At 35.2% G+C, this 19,992-nt stretch carries 11 protein-coding genes and 2 pseudogenes; 10 read left to right on the top strand and 3 right to left on the bottom strand.

The annotated features are described in order from the left end of the window. Positions 1-181 precede the first annotated feature (181 nt). The 3 genes from QM512_RS01105 to QM512_RS01095 are packed head-to-tail and all read left to right on the top strand — an operon-like array spanning position 182 to position 4,247. Entirely contained in the window at positions 182-1,468 is a 1,287-nt protein-coding gene (locus tag QM512_RS01105) for a phosphatidylserine decarboxylase family protein (RefSeq protein ID WP_282805722.1), read from the top strand. A 35-nt stretch (positions 1,469-1,503) separates the two neighbouring features. After that, positions 1,504-2,937, top strand: coding sequence for a basic amino acid/polyamine antiporter (locus QM512_RS01100; RefSeq protein ID WP_282805721.1), 1,434 nt, complete (start codon positions 1,504-1,506; stop codon positions 2,935-2,937). A gap of 23 nt (positions 2,938-2,960) precedes the next feature. Then, positions 2,961-4,247: a phosphatidylserine decarboxylase family protein gene (locus QM512_RS01095; RefSeq protein WP_282805720.1), complete on the top strand. Its 1,287-nt coding sequence runs from the start codon at positions 2,961-2,963 to the stop codon at positions 4,245-4,247. Between the two features lie 260 nt (positions 4,248-4,507). Here the strand turns inward: QM512_RS01095 and QM512_RS01090 are convergent, their stop codons facing one another. Then, positions 4,508-5,590 carry a M42 family metallopeptidase gene (locus tag QM512_RS01090; RefSeq protein ID WP_282805719.1) on the bottom strand — a complete coding sequence of 361 codons (1,083 nt, stop codon included), beginning with the start codon at positions 5,588-5,590 and terminating at the stop codon, positions 4,508-4,510. A 305-nt stretch (positions 5,591-5,895) separates the two neighbouring features. Here QM512_RS01090 and QM512_RS01085 point away from each other — a divergent pair, with 305 nt between their 5' ends. Further along, complete coding sequence (locus QM512_RS01085) at positions 5,896-6,483, top strand: hypothetical protein (RefSeq protein WP_282805718.1); 588 nt, start codon at positions 5,896-5,898, stop codon at positions 6,481-6,483. Positions 6,484-6,774: 291 nt separating this feature from the next. On the opposite strand, the gene QM512_RS01080 is transcribed toward QM512_RS01085, so the two are convergent. Further along, on the bottom strand, positions 6,775-13,923 hold the full coding sequence (locus QM512_RS01080) for a MucBP domain-containing protein (protein ID WP_282805717.1): 7,149 nt from the start codon (positions 13,921-13,923) through the stop codon (positions 6,775-6,777). Between the two features lie 234 nt (positions 13,924-14,157). Between QM512_RS01080 and QM512_RS01075 the strand changes: the two genes are divergently transcribed. The 6 genes and pseudogenes from QM512_RS01075 to QM512_RS01050 form a co-directional block, all read left to right on the top strand. Next, positions 14,158-14,592 carry a MarR family winged helix-turn-helix transcriptional regulator gene (locus QM512_RS01075; protein ID WP_282805716.1) on the top strand — a complete coding sequence of 145 codons (435 nt, stop codon included), beginning with the start codon at positions 14,158-14,160 and terminating at the stop codon, positions 14,590-14,592. A 34-nt stretch (positions 14,593-14,626) separates the two neighbouring features. Continuing rightward, a complete protein-coding gene (locus QM512_RS01070) occupies positions 14,627-15,838 on the top strand; it encodes an MFS transporter (protein WP_282805715.1) in 1,212 nt (403 codons plus the stop codon). A gap of 191 nt (positions 15,839-16,029) precedes the next feature. Beyond that, on the top strand, positions 16,030-17,679 hold the full coding sequence (locus tag QM512_RS01065) for an APC family permease (RefSeq protein ID WP_282805714.1): 1,650 nt from the start codon (positions 16,030-16,032) through the stop codon (positions 17,677-17,679). Between the two features lie 178 nt (positions 17,680-17,857). Beyond that, positions 17,858-18,289, top strand: coding sequence for an Rpn family recombination-promoting nuclease/putative transposase (locus tag QM512_RS01060; protein ID WP_282805713.1), 432 nt, complete (start codon positions 17,858-17,860; stop codon positions 18,287-18,289). A 19-nt stretch (positions 18,290-18,308) separates the two neighbouring features. Continuing rightward, a pseudogene (locus QM512_RS01055) lies at positions 18,309-18,696 on the top strand (hypothetical protein). 48 nt (positions 18,697-18,744) lie between these two features. Next, a pseudogene (locus QM512_RS01050) lies at positions 18,745-19,038 on the top strand (Rpn family recombination-promoting nuclease/putative transposase); the annotation flags it as partial. A 185-nt stretch (positions 19,039-19,223) separates the two neighbouring features. Here the strand turns inward: QM512_RS01050 and QM512_RS01045 are convergent. After that, positions 19,224-19,991 (bottom strand): MurR/RpiR family transcriptional regulator, encoded by a 768-nt coding sequence (locus QM512_RS01045; RefSeq protein WP_282805711.1) that lies wholly within the window; start codon positions 19,989-19,991, stop codon positions 19,224-19,226. Position 19,992: the final 1 nt, after the last annotated feature.

Genomic DNA, 19,992 nt, shown 5'->3' with positions numbered 1-19,992 from the left:
TAACTGATATATGATAATCCTATATATTTATCTACGAACCATATCAGTTATGCCATCTGTTTTTTATTCTAAAATACGCTTTTTTTGACCACTCTTAGATTTAGCCTTATAGTGACAGTGAAAGTGTGCACATTTTTATTAAGTTTAGTGTTATTTTTTCATAAATATCGAGGTATAAATTATGAAAAAGAATATTCAATACAATGTAGGACAATGGTTACCTAGCGACCAAGAGTTTTACAATAAATGGTTAAAAAAGGTTCTAAAAGAAGCAGAAAGCGAAGAAAATAAAAAATTACTTCCACCAGTTCAAGCTTTAAAGAATCTAATTGAATCTGATAGATATTTATACAATATTACTCAGATGATGTTTGATGAAATACCTGAAAAATATATTGATACTCCAATGGGAACACCACAGGTTCGTAATTATAAGCAAATGTTATTAATGCTTAATCGTATTATTCAAAGAGCACCTGAATTTAATACTACTGGACTAGTTGGAACACCAATTAATGCAATTTTAGATTATCCAATGGCTACTAAAGCCGGATATGTCTTCTTTATGAATCCAAAAATTAACGAAAAATTAAGAGATATATTAAACTATTGGGGTAAATATCTACAAACTCCAGCCTCTACCTATGTTCTTAATACCTCTAAAAATGGATGGTTAAGTGACTATGCATTAAATGAAATGTCTAAAGTAGCTGATGGTGATAAATTTACCACTATTTTCAAATGCGAATCCGATGATCGAGAAAAGCATTTGGGATTTACCTCATGGGATAACTTCTTTACCCGTTTATTTAACCCTGGAATTCGTCCTGTCCAAGATCCAGATGATCCTGATTCTATTGCAAATGCTTGTGAATCCGCACCATTTAGAATTGCTCGTAATCTTCCAATGAAAGCAAAATTCTGGATTAAGGGCCAACCATATTCATTAATGGATCTTCTTCACAACGACCCATGGACATCTAAATTTGAGGGTGGCACTTTATATCAAGCATTTTTAAGCGCTTTAAGTTACCACAGATGGAATAGTCCAGTTAGTGGAACAATTGTAAAAGCTTATAATTTACCAGGTTCATATTATTCAGAAAGTCTATATCAAGGATTTGAAAATGAACGTGGCGCCGATCCTGTTGCAGCCAACGACTCACAAGCCTTTTTAACTGCTACCGCTACTCGTGCTGTCATTTTCATTAAAGCTGATAATCCAAAGATTGGCTTAATGTGCTTTGTTGCCGTCGGTATGTCCGAAGTTTCAAGCGATGAAATTACTGTACGCGTAGGTCAACACGTTAACAAAGGCGATCAACTAGGCATGTTCCACTTTGGCGGTTCAACTCATGTACTTCTATTTAGACCAGAAACTAATGTTGAGTTCAATTTACATGATCAAGAACCTGGTTTAGGAAGCTCAAATATTAAAGTCCGTGAAGAAATAGCTCGTGTTAAGTAAGTTAGATTTTTAATTAAAAGAAAGAAGATCTCAAAATGACTAAAGCTAAAAGTCATAAAATTGGTCTCTTTGGTTTAATAGCTATGGTAGTCGGTGCCATGATTGGTGGCGGGATTTTTGATATTCCACAAAACATGGCTGCCTCATCATCCCTAGGTGCCGTTATCATTGCTTGGATTCTAACTGGTATTGGCATGTTTGGACTTGCTTTTACTTTCAAAATCTTAGCCGAAGAAAGACCAGATTTGAATATCGGTATATATTCTTATGCACGCGCCGGTTTTGGTAAATATGTTGGTTTTAACTCGGCATGGGGATACTGGATTGAAGCAATTACAGGAAACGTTGCTTATGCAGTTATGCTGAATGACTCATTCGGTCGTTACTTTCCAGTTTTACTTAAACACCAATGGCCAACTGTTATATTCGGTATTGTTTTAATTTGGATTTATAACTTCTTAGTTCTGAATGGTGTCAAAGAGGCTACTTCCCTCAACACTATTACTGTTATCATCAAATTTATTAGCTTAGGCATTATTTTTATTTGTATGCTAATTTTCTTCCGTTTCCCAACATTTTTCTGGGGATTCTGGGGACAAGGCCTACATTTAGGAAACTTTGTTTCACAAATTAAATCTCCAATGTTAGTAACATTATGGTGCTTTATCGGGATTGAAGGAGCGGTAGTTATTTCTAACCACGCCAAAAATCCAAAAGATGTTGGTAAAGCAACCGTTTTGGGTTATTTAACATCATTAATTGCCTACGTTTTGATTAGTATTGTCGCTTATGGTATTTACCACCAACCAACTCTTTCTAAACTAACTGATCCATCTACAGCCTATATTATGAAAAACTTATTAGGTCCATGGTTTATAGACTTCGTAACAATTTCTGTAATTATTTCTGTTGGTGGTTCATGGGTTGCATGGACAGTTATGATGGCACAGCTTCCATACGCTGCAGCTAAAGGCCATGTATTACCAAAATTCTTTGCTCATGAAAATAAGAAAAAAGTACCAAGCACTTCTCTATATATTTCCAGTGTATTAATGTCTTTATTCATGATCTTAGTTGTTACAGCTAACAATGTGTACTTAGCTTGTATCGATATTACCGGGGTAATAATTTTACCTTGTTATCTTCTTAGTTCAATGTATTTGTGGAAAATCGCTCAAAAACGGGAAATATTCACTAATAACTCTAAGAAGAGAAATGAAAGCTTATTTATCGGTATTCTATCAACGATCTACTGTTTATGGCTATTATATGCAGCTGGATTAAATTATTTATTAATTTCAACCATTATTTATGCTGTAGGTATTATTTTCTATTACTTTGCAAGAAAAGAATATGATAAAACTAAAGCTCCTTTATTTAACAAATGGGAACTGGCTCTTGCCATTATCATTTGTATTCTTGCTGTTATTTCTATTTATCTTCTAATTACTAAGAAGATTGCATTTTAGTTAATTATTATAAGGTGGTCAAAATGAAAAAAGATATAAAGTTTAATGTTGGACAGTGGTTACCTAGTGATCAAGAATTCTACAATAATTGGCTAAAAAAGGTTCTAAAAGAAGCTGAAGCAGAACAAGATCAAACTCTTTTGCCACCTGTTCAAGCCTTAAAAGATTTAATTGAATCTGATAGATATCTTTGGAATTTATTTCACATGATGTTTGAGGAAGTTCCAGCTAAATATGTAAAAACTCCAATGGATACTCCAGCTGTTCATAATTATCATCAAATGCTCAGAGTTATTAATCGGGTTATGCACCGAGCTCCAGAATTTAATACTACTGGACTAGTTGGGTTTCCAATTAATGCAATTTTGGATTATCCAATGGCTACAAAAGCGGGATATGTTGCTTTTATGGATCCACGTGTTAATCAAAAACTACGTGATATTCTAGATTATTGGGGAAAATTCTTGCAATCTTCAGATTCAACTTATGTTTTGAATCGTTCTAAAGAAGGTTGGCTTGGAGATGAAGCATTAAAGAGCATGTGTGATGCCGCTTATGGCAAAAACTTTCATGATATCTTTGCTTGTCCTAATAATGATATTGATCAACAATATGGATTTAAATCTTGGGATCATTTCTTCACCAGAACCTTTAATCCTGGAGTTCGTCCTGTAGAAAATGCTGATGATCCAGATTCCATTGCTAACGCATGTGAATCAGCTCCTTATAGAATTGCTCATAATTTACCTCTTAAGGCAAAATTCTGGATTAAAGGACAGCCATATTCACTTATTGATTTGCTTCATAATGATCCGTTAACTTCTGAATTTGTTGGTGGTACGCTATATCAGGCCTTTCTAAGTGCATTAAGCTATCACAGATGGAATAGCCCTGTTAGCGGTACTATTGTTAAAGCTTATAATTTATATGGTTCATACTATTCAGAAACATTACCACAAGGATTTGAAAATCCAAATGGTCCTGACCCTGCTGCTCCTAATGATTCTCAAGCATATATTACTGAAACTGCATCACGTGCTGTTATCTTTATTAAGGCCGATAATCCAAAGATTGGCTTAATGTGCTTTGTTGCTGTTGGGATGGCAGAAGTATCTGGCAATGAAATAACTGTTAAAGTTGGTCAACATATTAATAAAGGCGATCAACTAGGCATTTTCCACTTCGGTGGATCAACACATGTTCTTCTATTTAGACCAGGTGTTAATGTTAAATTCAACCTTCATGGTCAAGAGCCAAGTTTAGGATCACACAACATTAAAGTACACGATGAAATTGCTCGAGTAGAATAAAATATTTAAATTAAATAATAAAAACAGGAGATAGCTTCATTCTATCTCCTGTTTTTATTATCACTTATTTTTCTTAGGCCAAAAAATCGCCAAAACACAGAAAATGCATCCTAGTATAAATACCCATATTAACGGATAATCCCATGCAAAAAATGATTCAATATCACTTGCAGTATAGCGAACTATCAAAACCAGAAAACTAATCAAACATAGCATCCAGCACGTAATTGTTATCTTCCTAAAAAAGCTTTTCCAATCCATTAAATCACCTTAAAACTATCTAATTTTTCTTGTGTCATATCACGAATAATTGCAGTTGCTAAATCAACTGAAGCCTTAAAATCTTTATAAGCAGAGAAACAATATGGAGAATGTTCATAACGCACTGGAATTCCAATCACAATTGTTGGCGCACCATATTCATAGTAAATCGCAGCTCCATCTTGTCCTCCACCCGTTCTTACAGAACGTGTATATGGAATATGATTTTTATCAGCTAAATCGCAAGCATATTGTTGGAACTTAGGATTTGGTAAAAATGTAGTATCCATATCTCTAAGCATTGGTCCCCGCTTCAATCCTGTTTGCGATAACCATTCTGGTTCAAAAGTATCATCGGCTGGACAACTTTCTAACACAATACATAAGTCTGGCTTGATCTTTCTTCCAGTTACATATGCACCGCGTAACCCGACTTCTTCTTGACTGGATAAAGCAGCAATAACGTCAAAATTGGTCTCTTCACCTTTTAAATTGTCCAAAACGTCAATCATTGCGCCAGCGCCAAAACGATCATCAAAATCCTTACCAAAGAAAAGACCTGATTTTTCATGATATTCGCATTTTACATCTACAAAAATTGGACAACCAGTATCAATTTTATAATCTTTAATTGTTTCTTCCCTACTTGATGAACCAACGTCAATTGACATATCAGCCACTTCCGGAATTGAATTTCTTTCAGCTGCGGTCATGAAGTGCGGAGGCTTGGTAGCAACTACGCCGGGGATATACTCTCCGTCACGATTTCTAATTTTCACTTTTAAAGCGGGAATATTATATTTTACCCATCCACCTAGTGGAACAAATTTAATTAACCCATTTGGTCTAACTGCTTGAGTAATGAATCCTACTGCATCAGAATGTGCATCCATTTGAATTACAGGACGATTTCCCTTATTTTCTTTTTTCGCAGCATATACATTAAGCATTCCATCAACCGTAATATTTGCAGTGTTTTGAGCATAAGTCGAAAACAATTTTACAAATTCTTCTTCAAATCCAGAGGTTGAATTTGCATCAGAAAATTCTTTTAGCATTTCAATTTCTTGTTCTTTTTTCATTATTTTCCCTTTCGTAAACGCTTTTATTCTCATTATATTTGCTTCTTTAAACTTTTTAAAGAAATTCTTTGCAAATTTTAAATCTTATGCCTACCTTTATTTAAAAATTAAAAGGTATTCTATTAGACAAGTAAGGGAACTTCTACACCTTACTTATTCTCCCAAAATAACATACGACATTAAAAAAGTAGACTTCTAATCCCCCGAAGATCTACTTTTTTATTTTGCTGTTAAAAATATCATCAATTTTCCTAATTTTTTGCTATACTTATGACAAAATTCATATCATAAGGAAGTTAAAAAGCATGAAAAAGCTGATTCTAGTATTATTTTCAACCTTATTGCTCACTGCTTGTGGCAATAATTCGTCTAACAATAATAGAACTAAATATTCTAGTTCTAAATCTTCAAGCATTACTTCAAAAAAGAGCAAAAGCGTTACTCCTAAACCAAATTTAGATAAAAAATATCCAGGATTTAAACTAGCTACAATTCCAAAGGCCTTTCAAGGAACTTGGTATCAAACAGATATCTATAGCAAGCAAGCTCGAAAATTTATCATTAACAAGCATACGATTATGAACTCTGTTGTTTATCAGAAAACTGATCCCAACTTAAATTTGAATCATCGTTCTGAAAAGGATAATAAAACTTATGCTGGAGATGCAACGATGATTTCTTTTGAAGATAAAAATGGAGCTCAGTGGTTACGTGCGCGTGGCTTTTTAGATACTGTAGATATTATTTATATTACGGGTACTTTTAAGGGGAATACCTGCCTTTATCTAGCATATTCCTCTGGTGATATTCACAGCGCAATGTTTAAGGATAAAAAAGCTGCTTTAAAATATCGTAAGTATGACTTTTCTACAGTTACTAATTCAAATAATTAGTTCATTGCATTAGAATACCCAGCCAATTGAATATAATTTAAAACATTTAATATTTTTTGTGCATTTTTATCTCACAAATTCATTCATTAACTTCGCTCTTCTTTACTTATAAAATAATATACAACACCAAAAGTAGACTTCTAAATTCTTAAAAAGTCTGCTTTTTTAATTTAGATAATTATGAATTTTATGTTTTATAGACAATAGAAAATTATTCACTAACAAACTTTAGAAAAATCCATAAAAAAAGAAGGTGACTTCCGTCACCCTCTTTCTTCAAAATATTCAGTTTTAGTTCTTCTTCTTACGATCAATTGCTAATGTAATGATACCTGAAAGAGCAAGTGCTGCTAAACCAACAACTGTTGTTAAGTTAGAATTCTTCTTTTCACCAGTTTGTGGCAAAGTTTTAGTTGCTTGTTGTGATACAACCTGTTTATTTGACTTTGGAGTCTTGTAAGTTGCACTTGGTGTGTGCGCTACACTTGCAGTTTGCGACAAGACAGGAGTTTCAACTGACTTCTTAGTAGTCTTAGTAGTTCTTTCTTCCATCTTATTCTTGTTGTCAGCACTAGAAACTTTAACAGCTTGGTGTTTAGAATCTTCTGATGATGCAGGTTCTTCGCTTGGTTTTACAACTTCTTTGTAAACGTAAGTTACATCAACATCCTTACCATCAACAGTTCCAACTGGGCTTTCGCCTTTCTCTACACGAGTAAATTCGTAGGTCTTACCATCGTATTCAATAGTTGTGTCTTTCTTACTGTTTTCGTCGTAAGATTCGCCATTCTTGTAGTCAACTGGGTCCTTAACTGGATCCTTGATTACATTGCCATCTTCATCAACGTAGTGAACTGTTACGTGGTAAGTTTCTTCTGTTGGTGGAGTTACTGGAGTTTCCTTCAACTTGTAAACGTAAGTTACATCAACGTCTTTTCCATCAATGGTACCGGCTGGAACGTCGCCTTCCTTTACACGAGTAAATTCGTAAGTCTTGCCATCGTGTTCAATAGTTGTGTCTTTCTTACTGTTTTCGTCGTAAGATTCACCATTCTTGTAGTCGACTGGGTCCTTTACTGGATCCTTGATTACATTGCCGTCTTCATCAACGTAGTGAACTGTTACATTGTAAGTTTCTTCTACTGGTGGAGTAACCGGAGTTTCCTTCAACTTGTAAACGTAAGTTACATCAACGTCTTTTCCATCAATGGTACCGGCTGGAACGTCGCCTTCCTTTACACGAGTAAATTCGTAAGTCTTGCCATCGTGTTCAATAGTTGTGTCTTTCTTACTGTTTTCGTCGTAAGATTCACCATTCTTGTAGTCGACTGGGTCCTTTACTGGATCCTTGATTACATTGCCGTCTTCATCAACGTAGTGAACTGTTACATTGTAAGTTTCTTCTACTGGTGGAGTAACCGGAGTTTCCTTCAACTTGTAAACGTAAGTTACATCAACGTCTTTTCCATCAATGGTACCGGCTGGAACGTCGCCTTCCTTTACACGAGTAAATTCGTAAGTCTTGCCATCGTGTTCAATAGTTGTGTCTTTCTTACTGTTTTCGTCGTAAGATTCACCATTCTTGTAGTCAACTGGGTCCTTTACTGGATCCTTGATTACATTGCCATCTTCATCAACGTAGTGAACTGTTACGTGGTAAGTTTCTTCTGTTGGTGGAGTTACTGGAGTTTCCTTTAACTTGTAAACGTAGGTTACATCAACGTCTTTTCCATCAATGGTACCGGCTGGAACGTCGCCTTCCTTTACACGAGTAAACTCGTAAGTCTTACCATCGTGTTCAATAGTTGTGTCTTTCTTACTGTTTTCGTCGTAAGATTCGCCATTCTTGTAGTCAACTGGGTCCTTTACTGGATCCTTGATTACATTGCCATCTTCATCAACGTAGTGAACTGTTACATGGTGAGTTTCTTCTACTGGTGGAGTAACCGGAGTTTCCTTCAACTTGTAAACGTAAGTTACATCAACGTCTTTTCCATCAATGGTACCGGCTGGAACGTCGCCTTCTTTTACACGAGTAAATTCGTAGGTCTTACCATCGTGTTCAATAGTTGTGTCTTTCTTACTGTTTTCGTCGTAAGATTCGCCATTCTTGTAGTCAACTGGGTCCTTAACTGGATCCTTGATTACATTGCCGTCTTCATCAACGTAGTGAACTGTTACATGATGAGTTTCTTCTACTGGTGGAGTAACCGGAGTTTCCTTCAACTTGTAAACGTAAGTTACATCAACGTCTTTTCCATCAATGGTACCGGCTGGAACGTCGCCTTCTTTTACACGAGTAAATTCGTAGGTCTTACCATCGTATTCAATAGTTGTGTCTTTTCTACTGTTTTCGTCGTAAGATTCGCCATTCTTGTAGTCAACTGGGTCCTTTACTGGATCCTTGATTACATTGCCATCTTCATCAACGTAGTGAACTGTTACGTGGTAAGTTTCTTCTGTTGGTGGAGTTACTGGAGTTTCCTTCAACTTGTAAACGTAAGTTACATCAACGTCTTTTCCATCAATGGTACCGGCTGGAACGTCGCCTTCCTTTACACGAGTAAATTCGTAAGTCTTGCCATCGTATTCAATAGTTGTGTCTTTTCTACTGTTTTCGTCGTAAGATTCACCATTCTTGTAGTCGACTGGGTCCTTAACTGGATCCTTGATTACATTACCATTTTCATCAACGTAGTGAACTGTTACATGGTGAGTTTCTTCTGTTGGTGGAGTTACTGGGGTTTCCTTCAGCTTGTAAACGTAAGTTACGTCAACATCCTTACCTTGAATAGTGCCAGTTGGATTGTCGCCTTCCTTTACACGAGTGAATTCGTAAGTCTTGCCATCATGTTCGATAGTAGAATCTTTTCTGCTGTTTTCGTCATAGGATTCGCCGTTCTTGTAATCAGTAGGATCCTTAACTGGGTCTTTGATTACATTGCCGTCTTCATCAACGTAATGAACTGTTACATGGTGAGTTTCTTCTACTGGTGGAGTTACTGAAGAAATTGTGTAAGTTACAACGGTAGTTCCTAAATCAGTTTTATCAGAATTTGGATCTACGGTGATTGCAGGAACTGATTCAATATCAACCTTGTCATAACCAACTTCACTAGGCTTCTTGGAATCTACACGCGCCATAGTACTATCAGGAGCTGTCCATGGATCAGTTTCAAGAATTGTTACCTTACCATCCTTATTAGTAGTTGAGAAAATATTTCTAGTAAAGGTTACAGTTTGCTTGTAAGTGTTCTTACCATCTGGTGAACCATTTACATCTTGGTAAGTCTTGCCACCATCTTTAGTTCCGCGGTAGACAATAGTTCTAGTGAAGGTCTTTGTTTCTTGCTTAACGTCAACCTTTGGTAAATCATGATCTTCATCTGGACCTGTTTCATGCTCGTTCTTTTCGTAAACTAATTGAAGGTCCTCAGGATTATCTGAAGTTGGTGTCAAAGTAATCTCGTCAGCCGTACCACTAATCCAGTGCCAAGTACCAACCATATCATCAGAAGTTGCGTACTTGTCGCCCTTGTTCAAAGTAATGTACTTCTGAACTACTTCATCCATAGTTTGAGTGTCATGGTTCCATTCAATATTGCCAGCTTTAGTAGTTGCAACTTGTGTAGTCTTACCATTTGCATCCTTAACAGTTTCTGGAGTGGTAGTTTGACCAGTTACCATATCTACATAAATATGACCATCAAATTCAACTTTTTGAGGAACTGCATCCTTCAAAGGACTCTTGGCATCATTATTTGCAACAAAGGTAATAGTGCGAGTAAATTCCTTATGTAAATCGCTAGGATCAACGGCACGTTTTCCATCTGGATCTTTTGGCACTTCATCAACTGGAGTGTTTGGTGTAATGTCCTTAACTGCGTGCTTCAAGTATACGTATTGATCTTGGACGCCATGAGTTAAAGTTTGCTTACCGAGTAAATCACCCTTGGCATTATCAGATAAACCAACTAAAACATAGCCAGCTTTTTCATAGTCTGCTGGACTCCATAACTTGCTGGTTGCATCTGGAGTATCACCAACAAAGCTACCTTTGTCTTCACCAACGTTTTGTACTAAATAATCAGTAAGTTCATGACCGTCAGTTGGAGCATAAGTAGTCTTATCTTCAACGCCGTTAACATCAATGTAGTGAATGTTGTATTGAGCTTTTTGCTTGTAAACAAGGGTCTTGTCGTCTGGATTCTTAGAAGCTGGAGTTAAGTCAACTTCACCAGCCTCACCATCAACTAAGTACCAAGTACCAATCATATCGTCAGAAGTTGCGTATTTGTCGCCTTTCTTCAATTCAATAGTTGGTTGGTTAATAGCACTAAACTTATCATTTAGCTTATCCCAACTAATAGTACCATCCTTAAGAGTAGCTACTTGAACATCCTTGCCATTAACATCTTTAACAGTTTCTGGGGTAGTTGTTTTACCAGTTACAACGTCATAAGCGATCGTACCGTTGAATTCAGTCTTTTGATCGGTTTGACCCATTAAAGTTTGACCGTCAGTTGTATTAGCCTTGTAGAAGATAGTCCGGTGGAATTCTTTATGTAAATCACTTGGGTCTACAATTGGATTGCCCTCTGGATCTTTTGGCACTTCATCAACTGGAGTGTTTGGCGTAATGGTCTTCACTGCGTGCTTCAAGTATACGTATTGATCTTGGACGCCATGGGTTAAAGTTTGCTTACCGAGTAAATCACCCTTGGCATTATCAGATAAACCAACTAAAACATAGCCAGCTTTTTCGTAATCTGCTGGGCTCCATAACTTGCTGGTTGCATCTGGAGTATCGCCAACAAAGATACCTTTGCCTTCACCAACGTTTTGTACTAAACGATCAGTAAGTTCATGACCGTCAGTTGGAGCATAAGTAGTCTTACCTTCAACGCCATTAACGTCGATGTAGTGAATGTTATATTGGGCCTTTTGCTTGTAGACCAAGTAACCATCAGCAATCTTATTAGGAGTATCGCTCTTCCAAGTGTCGCTAGTTGGATCGCCGTAAGATACTTCACCGTTCTTGTCAGTTGAAACTAAGTACCATTCGCCTCCATCAGTTCCACGCTTTGCAGCTTCGGCAGCATCTAAGGTAATAGTTTCTGGAGTTGTAATGGCAGCAAAGTTCTTATTATCTGTTGTCAAGCCAGTACTCTTGTCAGCATTTACAGTCCAAGTAATTGCAGGAACCGGATCAGTATTAGCGGTATCTACAATCCAATCGCCATTTGCATCTTGTTTTGCATTTACGCGGTTGCCTGTTACAGCATCCGTATAGTAAGTACTGCTAGTTAAAGTTACATTTTGTGTGGTGTCATCTTGTAACTGCTTGCCGTCTTCACTATTAGCTACATAGTGAATGGTACGGTTAGCAGTCTTAGTATCAGTATGTGCAACAGCACGGTGAACCAATTTAACTACGCGCTTTTTATGTTGCAAATTGCGGTTATTATCATAGACATCTTCAAGTTCATAAGTTAAATCATCTGGATCACTTGAAACTAACACATAACCATTATCGGTGTAAGCTTTTAAGACATCAGCATAGTTTAAAGATTTACTTGACTTTAAAGTACCTGATGGATCAACGTTGATGGCACTTGCATCATAAGTGTTGTCGTCAGCTTGATAGCTGTAAGCTTCGTACTTTTGGTTTTTATTATTTTTCTTATCCTTTGGGGTAGTGTGTGGCTTGCCAGGAATGTATTCACTGTTTAAATCTACCTGCAAGTCTTTACTTGCAGTGAAGTTAGACAAGATAGATGCATTTGCATCCCCGTTAGTTACATCTTCAAAGGTAATGTCCACCGGTTGATCGTGATAGTAGTAAATAGTAGTTGTAGCAGGGTTATTTACAGGAGCAACGTTAACACCACCAATACCTTTGTTAAACGCTCCTTGTACTGTGGAATAGGTGTTTGTATCAGTAATATCATCACTACCCGTGTCTGGTACATCAGGATCAAAAGTATGCCAACCATCTATTTGCTTTACTGGCTCGCCTTCAAATAAAATAGTCCCACTTGGATATATCGGAGTTGCCTTTCCGTAATTATTTAAGTTGCCTTGGTTATCTGTGATTAATCCTAGGGCCAAGTCAACATATCTGCTATTAATTGTATCATGAAGTACTTTGGTTTGATCTTTGGTAGTTTTTAAATCATCAGGTAATAGTCTTGTTTCAAAGCTATTGGCATCACTAATATCTGTTTGATTTACCCTATTATTATCAATTTTTGGCAAATTACTGAAAACCGGCTCACCCGTATGATTGATAAATTGCTTAGGCTGGGCTTGATTATATTTTCCATCATTATAGTAACCATTTTTAGTAACAGAATCAGCAGCCTGATCGTTTTTATCATCTTGTTTGTAATAATACTTAAACTCAACTGTGCGCTTTAATTCGGTCCAGTGGTAAATGTTCACAACCGAAATTTGGTGATTAACATAAATATTATAAGTCTTGCCAGCTTCAATAGGATCATCAAGATTAATAGCTTGTTCATCTTGATCGGCTAATTTATAACCAGCTAATGCAAAATGAGCTTTCTTATAATCAAGCCACTTATTATACTGATCAACTAATTGGGTTTGCAGATCTTTAGTATACTCTGGTGTTGTCTCATAGCGAAAATGATAACCTCCAAGAGTATTATCGCTAAATGAAGAATAAACTACCGGTGATACCCCAATTTCAGTAGGAAGGCCAGCTTTATCAGGAACAATTGCAGTACCTTGGTCTTTATAAGCTAATTGCTTTTGGGTATCTTGATCAATTTGCGCCTGAATTGCATCCCTAATTGATAAACCATCTGTAAATTTTCCAGTGTAGGTGAATGCTACTCCCTCACCTCTATTTACATCAGGTGTCTTTAGATCAGTATCATCATAATCATAAATATTAAGAGTTGCCGTAACTTGTTTGGTAGGTTCAGCAACTTTAGATTCTTTAAGAGCAGAAGCCACTACTGGTTGTGCAGACTGAAGATTCAAAGTAGTAGTTTCTTTAGAATCTTGAGCACTCTTATTAGTAGTTGCAGTTACGTTATTAGATTGATCTTTTTGAACTTGATTACTTTCTTGAGTTGAAGCAATTTTATCTTCAGTAGAATCTTTTGAAGTTTGAGTATCATCTACATTGCTTTCAGAAGTCTTATTTGCTTCGAAATTCACATTATCTTGAGCAGTATGATTGCTTGTAGTTACTTGCTTGTCTTGATTATCTGCATTGCTTGCATTAATAGTCGCAATACTATTGTCATTTACATTACTATCGGCATGAGCTACTTGCGTACTTACGCCAAGCATTAATGAGGTACCAAGTAATACACTGGCAGCCCCAACGTTAAACTTTCTAATGCTGAAACGTTGCTTTTCATCAGCTAAATTTTTATTTAAGTCTTGGTTTCTTTTAGAAAGCATATTTTTCCTCCCACAATCAATTTCAATTTTTTTACAACAATATAATAAAATAACACTATACTATTTTCAATATTTTTTTAATATTTTCTATACATAATTATTTCCTATAATTTAATAACATATTTTTGAAATGATTTATTTAACTCAAAATAGCACAAGTTGTAATTACAAGTAGTTAGACTATAATTATTACTAGTTTTAGTTGTAATTTAAACTTTTTCAAGCAGGAAATCTATGAGAAAACGTCGCCCAGCCAATCTTTTTTATCATATTGGCAAATTAGAAAATATTTTAATCAATCAAAGATTAAGTTCAATTAACTTAAGAATGTCACATGCACGCGTACTACGTTATATTCAAAAACATCCCGGCTGCATTCAGAAAGAAGTCGCTGATTATCTTTTCTATCAACCAGCCAGTTTTACTAACGTAGTTAAAATGTTAGAAAAAAAGCAAATGATTAAGCGTAAAACCAATCCAAACAATGGTTTGCAAAAACAGTTATTTCTTCTACCAGCTGGTAAAGATGTACTTAAACAAGTAAATAGTGCATTTGAAGAAGTTAATGAATTAGTTAGCAATGTCAATTCGGATACTCTATTAGAGCTAGAAGCAATTTCTGCAAACTTAGAAAAGCAAGTTCAAAACATAAAAAATAAAACTATATAATTTTAAAAAAACGGAGGAATCTAATAAAAATAAAATGACAACAAAAAAAGATAAACCAATTTGGAAAAAGAATCTTTATGTCCTTTCAATTGCAGTTTTTATTGCGGGAATTGCATTTTCAGAAATTATGCCTTTTTTACCACTTTATATTGATACTCTCGGACATTTTACTCATCAACAACTCAACTTTTGGTCTGGATTCATTTTTTCAGGGGTATATTTTGTCTCAGCACTTATTTCACCCTGGTGGGGAAAATTAGCCGACAAAAAAGGGCGAAAACTAATGATTCTGCGAGCTTCTCTAGGAATGGCAATTGTTCTTGGAAGTATGGGATTAGTTACCAACGTCTGGCAACTATTCTTCCTAAGAATGCTACAAGGAGTTTTTGCTGGTTTTGTTTCAAATTCAAATGCTCTAATTGCTACAGAAACTCCAAAAGAAAAATCCGGTCAAGCCTTAGGAACCATGGCCTCATCTTTTACTGCGGGAAATTTACTTGGACCATTCTTAGGCGGAGCTTTAGCTTCTGCATTTAGTTACCGTATTACTTTCTTTATCACTGGTGGTTTATTATTAATCTCCTTCCTTCTTTCTCTATTCTTTGTTCATGAAGATGGCTTTAAGCCAATAACCGAAAAGAAACTTGATAAGGCTAGTGGCGTTATTGCAACTCTTCGCTCTCCGGCTCTGATCTTGGGTCTACTATTAACAACCTTAATTATTCAAGCAGCCAATAATTCAATTAATCCGATTGTTTCTCTATACGTTAAGCAATTAATGAATGGAAATGGTAATGTTGTTTTTGTTTCTGGAGTTATCGCAGCTCTCCCTGGCATTGCTACTTTCTTAGCAGCTTCTAGATTTGGAGCTTTAGGCGATAAAATTGGTACTCATAAGATTATTATTGGTGGTTTTATCGGAGCAACGATTCTTTTCTTTTTAACAGCTTTTGTTCATAACACTATTCAGCTCGGTATTTTAAGATTTTTAGTAGGATTCACTGATGCTTGTCTTTTCCCACAAGTACAAACTTTACTAACTAAAAACTCCCCAACGGCCGTTACAGGAAGAATTTTTTCATGGAATCAAAGTGCAATGTATATTGGCAACATTCTGGGTCCTCTGCTTGGTTCATTTATTGCTGGTATTTCAAGTTATAGCATGGTATTTATTGTCACAGCAGGTATTGTGGTCTTAAATTTGATTTTGTTCAATTTTAATGTTGTTAAAAATCTGGCAAAATAATTTAAAGTAGCATCCCTCATAAACTTGAGAGGTGCTATTTTTAACGACAATTTTAATCTATACTAGATAAAGTAAAAAAATATAAGGATCGATTTTAGATTTATGAATATCAAATTTAAAAATAAGTCACCGGGTTATTTTTAGTAATACCGCATAATTACTTATTACTAGAAAAGAGAGAAAATTTAAACGTGGATGAATTAAATGATTTAAACCCTAATAAGAAATTTATTTCTTGGCAGACTTTATTTTTGATGGCGCTCTGTACTGTTATCGGCTTAGACGATATCATGTTCAATTTTCAAAACCAAGGAATGGCAGTTATATTTTCCTGGATTGTAATGGTTTTATTCTATGTCATTCCTTACTCTTTAATGGTTGGACAATTAGGTTCTGCCTTTAGTACAGAAGGCGGAGGGCTTTCTTCATGGGTACGTGGAACTGATGGTGAATTTCTTGGATATTTCACTGCTTGGACTTATTGGGCAGCTTCAATTCCTTATGCTGTTGATTCAGCTAATGAAGTTATCGTTGACTTAGGTTGGGCTCTTACTGGATCAGAAAAATTTCAAGATCAAATCCCCAACTCTTTATTTGCCCTACTAACCTTTGTAACTTTTATTGTCTTCATTATTGTTGAACACCATTTTTCAAATTCAATGGAATTTTTATCAACAATTGGTGGCGGCTTAATGGTAATTATGACCATTCTTTTTGTTGTTCTTGCCTTTGTCGGCTTAGTAAAATCAGGTGGTCATATGGCAACAACCAATTTCACTTGGAGAGACATTTTCCCTAAGTTTGACTGGCACTATTTCTCAACGATTGCCATGTTAATTTATGCTATGAATGGTGCTGAGTTAGTTGCGCCATATGTAACTAAGATGAAAAGACCACAGTACGACTTCCCGAAAGCAATGATTGCTCTAGCAGCAATGACTGCATTTTTAACAATTTTGGGCTCATTTGCACTTGGAATCTACTTTAATGCCAACCATATGCCTAATGACTTAAAGATGAATGGTGCTTACTATGCCTTTAAGATGATTGGCCACCAATATGGTTGGGGAGACTTCCTTCTTTACTTCTGGGCTTGGACATCCTTCTTCTTCAACTGTGCTTTGCTAGCAGTTTTACTCGATGCCATGACTAGAATGCTTATCTCTGATACTGGGGATCGCTACATGCCTAAATTCCTTCGTAAAAAGGATAAGAATGGTTTACCAATTAATGGATATATATTAACTGTAGCTTTATCATCATTCATTATGATCTTAGGTATCTTTTTGCCTGACATGAACGATATTTTTAACTGGTTGCTTAACTTAAACGCAATCGTTTCACCAGGTGTTACCTGTTGGATCTTCTACTCATTTATGCGAGTTAGAAAAGATTCCAAAAAATTCCCTTCAAAATATGTCTTTATTAAAAACGACAAAATTGCCTATGCTGTCGGACTAATTCTCCTTCTTGTTACTGCGATAGCAACAATTATGGGAATTACACCACAAGATGTACCTGAGGGTAGCAACATTTGGTGGTATGAATTAATTATCAACATTGTTGCAGTAATCGTTTTGATTGGTTTAGGTACAATCTTACCTGGAATAAGAAAACGTGAAGTTGAATACGGGATTGCCTTTGATAAAGTGCAATGGATTTCAATGATTTCAATCATTATCGTTTCTATTGTATTAGGTCTCTACCTTGGTGGATTAAAACATCTAGCTGCACGAGGAATCTACATTGCTGTTGAAGGTGTACTTAGTTTACTAATTGTTTGGCTAATTGGTAGAAGAAAGCCCAACCTTGCTAATGGTTTTAAGGCTGAAGAAGATTAACAATTAACTTTATTAATTATCGTGAAAAAGCATATTCTGTGATAAGAACCATATTTCGATATTCAATCGGAGTATGGTTTTTTGTTAATTCCTCAAAATTAATTTATAAAAAATAATTTAATTTGCGTAATAAATATATGGGATCACTCCTCAAATATCTCTAGAGAGGACTACTCATATGGTAAAGAAAATCGAGCCCTGGTTTGGGTTCACAGAAGATAAGGTCTTTGGAATGGTGATGGAAAATAAAGAATTCTGCAAGTATTTGCTAGAAATCATCATTCCAGATTTGAAAATTAAAAAAATCGATTGGTTAGACAAGCAGGTCGAGATTAATAATCTTAAGCGCAAGAACGAAGCTAAAGAAGTTAGACTTGATGTATTAGTCACAGACCATGAAGGACGCGTGTTTAATATCGAAATGCAAACAACGGATCAGGACGAGATTGGTAGACGAATGCGTTACTACCTTTCCAGACTTGATTTACGTTATACTTTAAATAAAGGAAAAACCTATCGAAATTTGAAAGACGCCTATATTATTTTTCTCTGCAATTTCAAACCTAAGAAAGACGATAAATTTTATGAGTCGTACCATAACTTACTCTGATCAAGATAAGTCGAAACAATTGCAGGATGACGTGACAAAGATTATCATTAATTCACAAGTTTCAGCTGAAGGACAAAGCGAAGATTTAAAAGCATTAGCTAAACTGATGAATAAATGAACCAGTTAAATTAAATAAACATTTTGATTACGCGCAAAGAAGAATCAAAGAAATCAATGAAGATCCAGAAACGAGGGAAAAGATTATGCTTTACGAAACAAGAATGTTAGAACGTGAACAAGCCGCTGGAAAAGCTGGATATGAGCAAGGGAAAATTGATGTAGCTAAGGTTATTCTTGAAAATCAAATGGATAATGGGAGTACTTTAGAGCAAGCTACTGAATATATAAGAAACTTAAAGATAATTCCTAATGAAAAATTAGAAAAAATTGTTGCTATGTATAAATAGTAAAAAATGCTTAGGAAATTTATATCCTGAGCATTTTTTATAATTATTTATTTTGATTATACGCAAAGAAGAATTAAAGAAATCAATGAAGATCCAGAAACGAGGGAAAAGATTATGCTTTACGAAACAAGAATGTTAGAACGTGAACAAGCCGCTGGAAAAGTTGGATATGAGCAAGGGAAAGAAGAAGGAAAAATCGATGTAGCTAAAGTTATTCTTAAAAATCAAATGGATAATGGGAGTACTTTAGAGCAAGCTACTGAATTTATTAGAAATTTAAAGATAATTCCTAATGAAAAATTAGAAAAAATTGTTGCTATGTATAACTCACCTAAAAATTAATACATTTATATTTTTAGGTATAATTTTAAAGTTGTAGGAAAAGCCCAATCTCTTGCAATTTCATGCACGACTTACATCTATTTCTTCCAGCACAATAGATGGGCATGATCTTCACATGGCTGATATCAATCAAACACAAATAAAAAGGACGAGTATTCAAAATAAAATACTGATCCTTTTATAAATTATTTTAGTCCGATTGCGTAGTAATAAGATATCATTTCAGCAAATACGTATAATACTGCTCTACTATCTACTCGGTGAAGTGTATTATCATCATGTTCAACATGCGTGGATGGCAAAACAATTGAATTCGAAACTTGAGATAATAATTTACTCTCTTGATTCATTGTTATTAGATAAGTGCGTACCCCTCTTTCGCGAGCCTTTTTTATTAGCTTGCCATATGTACTTTGCGGAGCCGTTACAGAGAAAATAATTAACAAAGTATTTTTATCAACACTATTAGCTAAATAATCTATTTTAATACTAGTATCAACGGCATCTAAAAACTTATCCTCCGAATACATTGAATAGACTAGTTGTTTAGCTGACAAAGCCGTATTACCATTACCGATTGATTTAATATTTTGAAATTCTCTTAAGTCCTTAATTAATGGTTTTAAGAAATTATCTAAATCTAAATTTTCTAACAAGTGAAAAGATCTAATATATGCATGAATAATAGGATTATGAGTAGATAAAGTAGAGGGATGCTGCTTCTTAGATTCTTCTTGTTTTTGCAATGCAAGCTTAAATTCTGGGTATCCACTATATTCAAGTTTATTAATAAATCGTTGAATGGAGGCAACAGAAACTCCTAAATCTTTTGCTGCTTTTTGAATAGAATTATTAATTATAGTTTGTGGATTTTTTGTTACCGCCTGATACACTTTCTTTTCGCTTTTGGTTAAAGAAGTGTAATATAAGCTAATTTTGTCTTCTAATTTCATT

It is taken from the genome of Lactobacillus isalae, assembly GCF_947539375.1.
Classification (GTDB): domain Bacteria; phylum Bacillota; class Bacilli; order Lactobacillales; family Lactobacillaceae; genus Lactobacillus; species Lactobacillus isalae.
Note: the sequence above shows the minus strand (reverse complement) of the source record. Positions and strands in the feature narration are given on the sequence as shown.

What these genes read in the sequence shown, in the direction of transcription:
- QM512_RS01105 (WP_282805722.1), top strand. Translation starts at nt 182, where the DNA reads ATGAAAAAGAATATTCAATACAATGTAGGACAATGGTTACCTAGCGAC.
- QM512_RS01100 (WP_282805721.1), top strand. Translation starts at nt 1,504, where the DNA reads ATGACTAAAGCTAAAAGTCATAAAATTGGTCTCTTTGGTTTAATAGCT.
- QM512_RS01095 (WP_282805720.1), top strand. Translation starts at nt 2,961, where the DNA reads ATGAAAAAAGATATAAAGTTTAATGTTGGACAGTGGTTACCTAGTGAT.
- QM512_RS01090 (WP_282805719.1), bottom strand. Translation starts at nt 5,590, where the DNA reads ATGAAAAAAGAACAAGAAATTGAAATGCTAAAAGAATTTTCTGATGCA.
- QM512_RS01085 (WP_282805718.1), top strand. Translation starts at nt 5,896, where the DNA reads ATGAAAAAGCTGATTCTAGTATTATTTTCAACCTTATTGCTCACTGCT.
- QM512_RS01080 (WP_282805717.1), bottom strand. Translation starts at nt 13,923, where the DNA reads ATGCTTTCTAAAAGAAACCAAGACTTAAATAAAAATTTAGCTGATGAA.
- QM512_RS01075 (WP_282805716.1), top strand. Translation starts at nt 14,158, where the DNA reads ATGAGAAAACGTCGCCCAGCCAATCTTTTTTATCATATTGGCAAATTA.
- QM512_RS01070 (WP_282805715.1), top strand. Translation starts at nt 14,627, where the DNA reads ATGACAACAAAAAAAGATAAACCAATTTGGAAAAAGAATCTTTATGTC.
- QM512_RS01060 (WP_282805713.1), top strand. Translation starts at nt 17,858, where the DNA reads ATGGTAAAGAAAATCGAGCCCTGGTTTGGGTTCACAGAAGATAAGGTC.
- QM512_RS01045 (WP_282805711.1), bottom strand. Translation starts at nt 19,991, where the DNA reads ATGAAATTAGAAGACAAAATTAGCTTATATTACACTTCTTTAACCAAA.